The following is a 6501-nucleotide window of genomic DNA, read 5'->3' on the forward strand; positions in this document are numbered from 1 at the left end:
GAGCCCGCAATACCCGCCGATAAGCCCGACGCCACGAAAAGCGCAGGTAAAACGGCGGTATTAAGGATAGGAAATCTAACTAAAACCGAGATCAAAAAGCCCGTATAAGCACAGATCGCGACCGCAAAAACAAGAGTAAGCGCAAGAAGTAGCGGGCGAAGCGCGTTTAAAATTTTCATTACGAGCGTGAAAAGCCCTTTTAAAAAAGTAAGTCTGCGCGATAAAAATCCGCTAAGATCAGCTTCAAACGCATAAAGGCAGGCAACGAAGCTAAGCGGGATATAGACGCAAAGCGCCGCAACGCCCACGGACATAACCGATGTGAAGTTATAATTAATCAAAATTTTCCAAAAAAGTAGCGGTCGCTCTAAATCGGCTACCAGGCAGACCATACCCAGAAGGATTGCTACGAAAGATAGCAGCGACGCAGCCTTAAACAGTGGCGTGCTTTCAGTTTGTTTTTTGTAAAGCTTAACGAGGATCGCGACTATCAAAGCGCCGCCGCTCATACCCGCTAGCAAAAGATAAACCGCTATCGGCCAGCCCCACTCTACGCCGTGCGAGAAGGTCGCAGTGAAATTTATAGCTCCGTTCATATCACACCCCCAATTTAACCGCAGGAATATAGCGCAGGCTCGGCTTCGTGCCGCACTCAGGATGCATTCGCAGACTATCTTTTACGCGAAGTAGCTTGCTGATGTGCGAGCTTTCGTCGTTTAGATCGCCAAACACGATCGCCTCGTATCTGCACGCCTCGATGCAGGCGGGCTCATGACCGTCTTTTAAATTCGTATCCAAGCAGAAGTTGCAGCTCTCCGCGGCTTTGGTATCGTGATTTATAAAGCGCACGTCGTAAGGACAGGCGACGATGCAATATTTACAGGCGATGCAATCATCGGTGTTCATCGTCGTGATGCCGGTTTTTTCATCCTTGTGGCAGGCTTTCGTCGGACAGACTTTTACGCACGGCGCGTCCTCGCACTGCTGACAAGATACTCTAACATAGCGCTTTTCTTTCAAATTTAGCGGATCGGTTTTGTCCTGGATAAAAAGCCTCATCTGACCTTTCGGAACCAAATTTACCTTTTTACAGGCGATCTCGCAGTCGGTACAGCCCACGCATTTGTTCTGATCGAATATCATGCCGTAGTGCGGCTTTTTCGGCTCCTGCTTTTTGACGCTTGCGTTTGCGTCTTGCGCGCTTTTATCCGCGCCGTCGCCGTTTTGCGCGAGTAAGCTTGAGGCGATTGCGCCAAGCCCCAAAGAGCCGAGTGCGGCGGATTTTATAAAATTTCTTCTTTGCTTTTGCATATTCTCCTCCGACTAAATTTAAGCAAAATTACTTTGTTTTATTCGCGTCGTGAAAGCTTTTAGCCTCGCTCTCGCTAAGCTTTTTGGCTGCATCGGCAAGCTCACCGGGCTTTAAAACTTTTAGTAGTTCGGCTTCAAAAATCACCACAGAACCCGCAGGAATTCTATCTACGTCCACGTTGCCGTAGGCTAAATTACTAGGGATTGTAAATTTATATTTCGAGCCTGTATTCATCAAAAGCAATCCCTCGCGCAATCCGTCGATTAAGCCTATCATAGAAAGATGCGCCGGAATTTTAGATGCGAAAGTATCGTCAAATACGCTGCCGTTCGTCAAATACGCCTTGTAGTTCATCACTACTACGCTCTCAGGCTTTGGCTTTTCGCCCATGCCTAGCTTTAGAATTTCATATTGAAGACCGGATTTCGTGGTTTTAACGTCCGGATTTTTGGCATTTTTCGCCATAAATTCCTTGCCCGCTTTTAAATTTTTATCAAGCTCCGCTTTGGAATTTGTTTCTACGATCTTATTTAGCTTATCGGCTCTTTGATTCAAAAGCGCAATAATTTCCTCATCTTTTAGCTTCTGCTGCTTTTTAAGAGCGTCCAAAAACCCCTCTATCACCGCATCTAAGTCGTATTTGACGCCTAACGCGGCTTGTGAATGCAGCTGGTTTGAAACATAGCTTCCGGTAGAAGCTCCGATGCTATAAGATTCTTTTTGTTCTTGCGTAGTTAAATTCGCGCCCAACGCGCAGCTTACCAAAACGATAGGCAAGAAAATTTTCAGTCTTTTTTGCATACATTTGCCTTTTAAATTTCGGGGCCGCGAACTTACGCGACCCCGAAAGAATTATAAATTATTATTTAGAATTCTTTGAGCCTCTTTGATATACTCTTTAGCGGCCTCTAGCCTTTGCTTAGTATATTTAAAGCCATGCATACCCCATGAGCCGTCTTTTTCGATAAGATCGACGGTGTCTTGAGCTTTTTCGATTAGCTCATAGACGCGAGTTTTATCACTGGAGTTAAGCTTTTTAGTCTCAAGGATAGAGTAAATTCCTTGAATACCGATCTTAACTTGCGAGAAGTCGCTCTTAATCGGAGTTTGCCAGCCCATAACCTCATCGTAAACCTGCTTTTGGTTCTTGAAGTGAAGCGTCTCTTTTAGCTCGGAAACGACAGGGCTGTGGCAGCCTTTGGTATCTTGCATATCTTTATCCGCCCAAGATGTTCGTGCGCACGACCACATAAGATCGACGAAATTTCGTCCATCTTTATTTCTTTGGAAGTGCCAATCTTTCGCATCTCTTGGACCTTTGGCGGCATCGCCTGCGACTAGAGATTTTCTAGCAGGATCTATGTCGATCTTCCAGATGTGCGATCTTCTTTGAGTATCAAATCCCGCGTTGTCTTGGAACTGAATAGCGTAGAAGTTCTCGCAGCTCATCATAAACGGCATGTGGCAAGATGCGCAGGTGTTGTCTTTATGCGTATCGGCTCTTGCAGCGATGTAGGCTTGCTCTTGGTGGCAATCTTTGCACTCTTTTGTGATCTTAGGCTTTGTATAAAACGCGCTCAAATAGCCCTGCTCGGAGTTGTAATTTACGCCCTTGACGGTTTTATCACCAACTACCGGTCCGGTGTTATCGTGCGGATCGTGGCAGGTTACGCAGCGCATACCCTTCTCGTAGTGAGCGGTGAAGTAGGACTGAGAGCCTTCAGAGCCACATCCTGGTCCCATAGATTTAAATTTAGAGCTAAGAGATAGATCGGGATTTCCGTTGTTTAGCGGATTAGCACGAGCTAAATCAGGGCTATAGTTAAATCTTTGGTGGCAGCGTTCGCAGTTTGAGGTTCTAAAATTTGTAGCGCCGTCAAGGTGACCGCCCGCTCCATGGCACTCTTCGCAGGTGATACCCTTGGAGATAGTGTGCTTTTGAAGCTCTTTTGCATTACCCAAAGCAGCATAGAATTCTTTTTTAGTTTTAAAATCGAATTTGAATGGGTGGCAGACTTCGCAATACGAGCTGTTTGCTTGGAAAAACATCGATTTTTTGTATTTTGCAGCATACGACGCAAGACCTCTTACGTAACCGCCGTTGTCGCCGTATTCCTCAAGCGTGCCCGGGAATTCCGGAACAATCTTTTTAATCTTTTTGACCGTCTCATCGTCTAAATTTAACGCCCAAGTCCTTTGGAATTGGTTGCCGCCGGCTACGATTTGACCGGTACCATCTCTTAGCAAGCCGCCCTCTACGTGATAGGTTCCGCGTAGAAGCCATGCATCTACGTAGCCGAATTTTGTCCTTAGGTGTCCCACGGTCGCATAAATTACGTCAGGGGTAATACCTTTTGGAAGGATCGACGCCGTATCTGGGCTAAATACAGGATCGGTTAGGTTGTTATTAACCTCCGGGTGCTCGCCCGGGAAGCGGATAGTAGTGGCGTGACGCGATCTGCTCCATGTCTCATACTGTGCAGGGTGGCACTCGCCGCATTTTTCAGGACCTATGAATTTATTCGGAAATTGCAAAGAAGAGCCCGCAGGGATTCTATACATCATAGAGCTATAGCCCTTGCCGTCGTCTCTTTTGCTAGCCTTTGAAAAGTCAAATCCATGCCCTTCCGCAAGCCACTCCAAACCTCGGTCGTGTACATCCATCTTACCGACCGTCTTACCGCCGTATTTGGTAAAAATCGGGTGATTTTTAAATAGCCAGTCATACATCTCTCGCTCTTCTACGACGTAGTCCTGCAAGGATATGACGCCTCTGCTTTGCAACGTGCCCTTAGGATTTGCGATGACGTCGCGCGATTTTTGCGACATTTCCATCTCATGCCCCATGCCTTCATCAGCACAGGCTCCTGCGGCAAAAATGCTAATACAGGCTAGCGCGCCTAGTAGCATCTTATTCCATTTTTTCATGGCTCCTCCTTTGAAAATCAAATTTTTAAATTAGCAAAGTTTTACGATTGAAATAATATCAACAAAAAAGGGTGAAAAAGGGAGAAATTTAATGAAGTCTAAATTTAACGAAAAGCAATCGTAAATATCGCGCCTTCGTCGGAATTTGCAGCGCTTATGCTCCCTCCGTTTTTTTCGATTATCATCTTGCTCATATATAGCCCAAGCCCGCTGCCCTGCTGTTTTGTAGTAAAATGCGGCTCAAAAATTTTATCGAGCTGCGCTTCGTCGATGCGGCTTGCGTTATTTTCGATCGTGATTACCCGCTCGCCCTGTTTTAAAAACGAGCGAATTTTAATCTCGCGCCGTTTAAGCGGCACGTCCAAAAACGCCTCCTTTGCGTTGTTTATGATGTTTATTAGCACCTGGATGAGCTCGTTTACATTGCCGTAAAGCGTAAAATTTTCTTCTACCCGTACGCTTATGTCGATGACATGCTTTTTAAGCGAGGCGTTTAAAATTTTACGCGCCTGCTCGATCGCCTCGCTGGCGTTAAATTCCCTCTTCGGCATATTCGGATTGAAGAAATTTTTAAAATCCTCGATCGTATCGCTCATAAATTTCACCTGCTCGCCCGCGTCTTTTATGCCGTCTTCGAGCCTTTCTTTTGAGAGCTTGCCTCGCTCGTTGTAAAGCTCTAAATTTATGAGCGTAGAGCTGATCTGCGATAGTGGCTGACGCCACTGGTGCGAGATATTGCCGATCATCTCGCCCATGAGCGCGAGGCGGCTTTGATTTATCAGTAAAAGCTGAGTTTGCATCTTTAAAGTTGCGTTTTTTTTGTGAATTTTATAGATACAAAATATGCAGATCAAAAACACCACAAGCAAGCTTAGACCACTAACGACAAACTCTTTGGTGTGATAAAGCAGAATGCTTTTTATCGGAATTTTAAAGCTTATCATCGCGATCGTATCGCCTAGACCGCCTTTGAAATTCCCCACATCGCCGTAGAGCTCTTGCATCTTTTTAGGTGCTGCGTTGATGCTGTGGCACTCAGTGCACGAAGGCTGGGAGTTTGTTATCGGCAGGCTCAAAAGATATGAGGCGCCACCTTTATCATAGATGACTCTGGAGTATTCTTTATATCTGTTTTCTTTAAAGCCCTCTAAAATTTCATTCTCAAACTCGCTTCCTTCGTGCTCGGGATTGAGCGGATCGGTAGCGACGAGCTTGTAGTCGTAGTTGATGTTTTCTTTGGCGAGCTGAATTTTATAAATTTCGCGCGTTATGTAGGTCGAGGACATCAGCCTCGGATCGAAAAAATCCTCACTCAGAAGCTTTTTTTCTTTAAGTTCGTTTATTAGCGGGCGCTGCACGGTCGAGACGTAATCGCGCACCGCATTCATCGTATCTAGGATATAAAACGCCTCGCGCCTCGTATCTTTTAGCGCAAGCTCGCGGTAGAAGTTAAAAACCAAAGCCGTAATTACGATATATAGCAGCACGAAAAGCGCTACGATAAATTTAAATTTATACTTCAAAGAGATACCCCACCGCATATAAATTTTTGATCACGTCCTTGCCGATCTTGCGGCGCAGCTCTTTGACGATCGCCTTAATCGCTTCCTTGCTGGGCTGCTCGAACTCCCACATATAGTCGAATAGCTGCTCGTAGGTTACGGTTTGATTTTTGCGCGCTAAGAAGTACTCCAAAAGCTTGCTCTCGCTTTTGGAAAGATGACAGGCGCTGTCTTTGATGTAGATGATCTTTTTGGCAAAATCATACTTCAGCTCGCCGCTTATGCTAAATATCGGCGCGTGATTTATCAGCTCCGCAGCGACGTCTTGCAGCGCCTTTATAAAGGCGTTTTTGTCGTACGGCTTAGGCAGATACCTGGTGATCTTAAGCTCCACCGCCCGCCACAGATACTCCTGCTCGGTGTGGCTCGAAAGTATCACGATCGGCACGCTGATGCCGGCAGCGCGGATCTTTTTAACGACCTCGAGCCCGTCCATATGCGGCACGCCGATATCAAAAACCAGCGCGTCATACGAGCCGCTCATCGCCTCATCGAGCGCCTCCAGCCCGTCCTTAACCCCCACTACTTCGCCGAAAAACAGCTGTAGCGATTCGGTTATATTTTTTAAAATCCCGGGCTCGTCCTCTAGGCAAAGAACCCTTTTATTGGACAAAACGTCCAATAATTCGTAATCTTGCATATCCTATCCGCCTCCAAGCTTAGCACATTTCATTCTTAATCGTCTCTTAAAATATAACT

6 protein-coding genes are annotated in these 6501 nt (G+C 46.0%); all 6 read right to left on the reverse strand.

What is annotated here, in order from left to right; translation table 11 throughout:
* Nucleotides 1–596, reverse strand: a 596-nt coding sequence (gene nrfD, locus Q0614_RS02570) for an NrfD/PsrC family molybdoenzyme membrane anchor subunit (RefSeq protein WP_298786335.1), incomplete at its 3' end; no start/stop codon positions are given.
* A 1-nt stretch (nt 597) separates the two neighbouring features.
* Nucleotides 598–1311: a 4Fe-4S dicluster domain-containing protein gene (locus Q0614_RS02575; RefSeq protein WP_298786337.1), complete on the reverse strand. Its 714-nt coding sequence runs from the start codon at nt 1309–1311 to the stop codon at nt 598–600.
* A 28-nt stretch (nt 1312–1339) separates the two neighbouring features.
* Complete coding sequence (locus Q0614_RS02580; RefSeq protein WP_298786338.1) at nt 1340–2113, reverse strand: FKBP-type peptidyl-prolyl cis-trans isomerase N-terminal domain-containing protein; 774 nt, start codon at nt 2111–2113, stop codon at nt 1340–1342.
* A 51-nt stretch (nt 2114–2164) separates the two neighbouring features.
* A complete protein-coding gene (locus Q0614_RS02585; protein ID WP_291940175.1) occupies nt 2165–4240 on the reverse strand; it encodes a cytochrome C in 2076 nt (691 codons plus the stop codon).
* A gap of 104 nt (nt 4241–4344) precedes the next feature.
* On the reverse strand, nt 4345–5763 hold the full coding sequence (locus Q0614_RS02590) for a DUF3365 domain-containing protein (protein ID WP_298786339.1): 1419 nt from the start codon (nt 5761–5763) through the stop codon (nt 4345–4347).
* Nucleotides 5753–6442 (reverse strand): response regulator transcription factor, encoded by a 690-nt coding sequence (locus tag Q0614_RS02595; RefSeq protein WP_298786340.1) that lies wholly within the window; start codon nt 6440–6442, stop codon nt 5753–5755. Before Q0614_RS02595 ends, Q0614_RS02590 begins: the two co-directional genes overlap by 11 nt.
* Nucleotides 6443–6501: the final 59 nt, after the last annotated feature.

This window comes from uncultured Campylobacter sp. (assembly GCF_937997595.1).
Classification (GTDB): Bacteria; Campylobacterota; Campylobacteria; order Campylobacterales; family Campylobacteraceae; genus Campylobacter_B.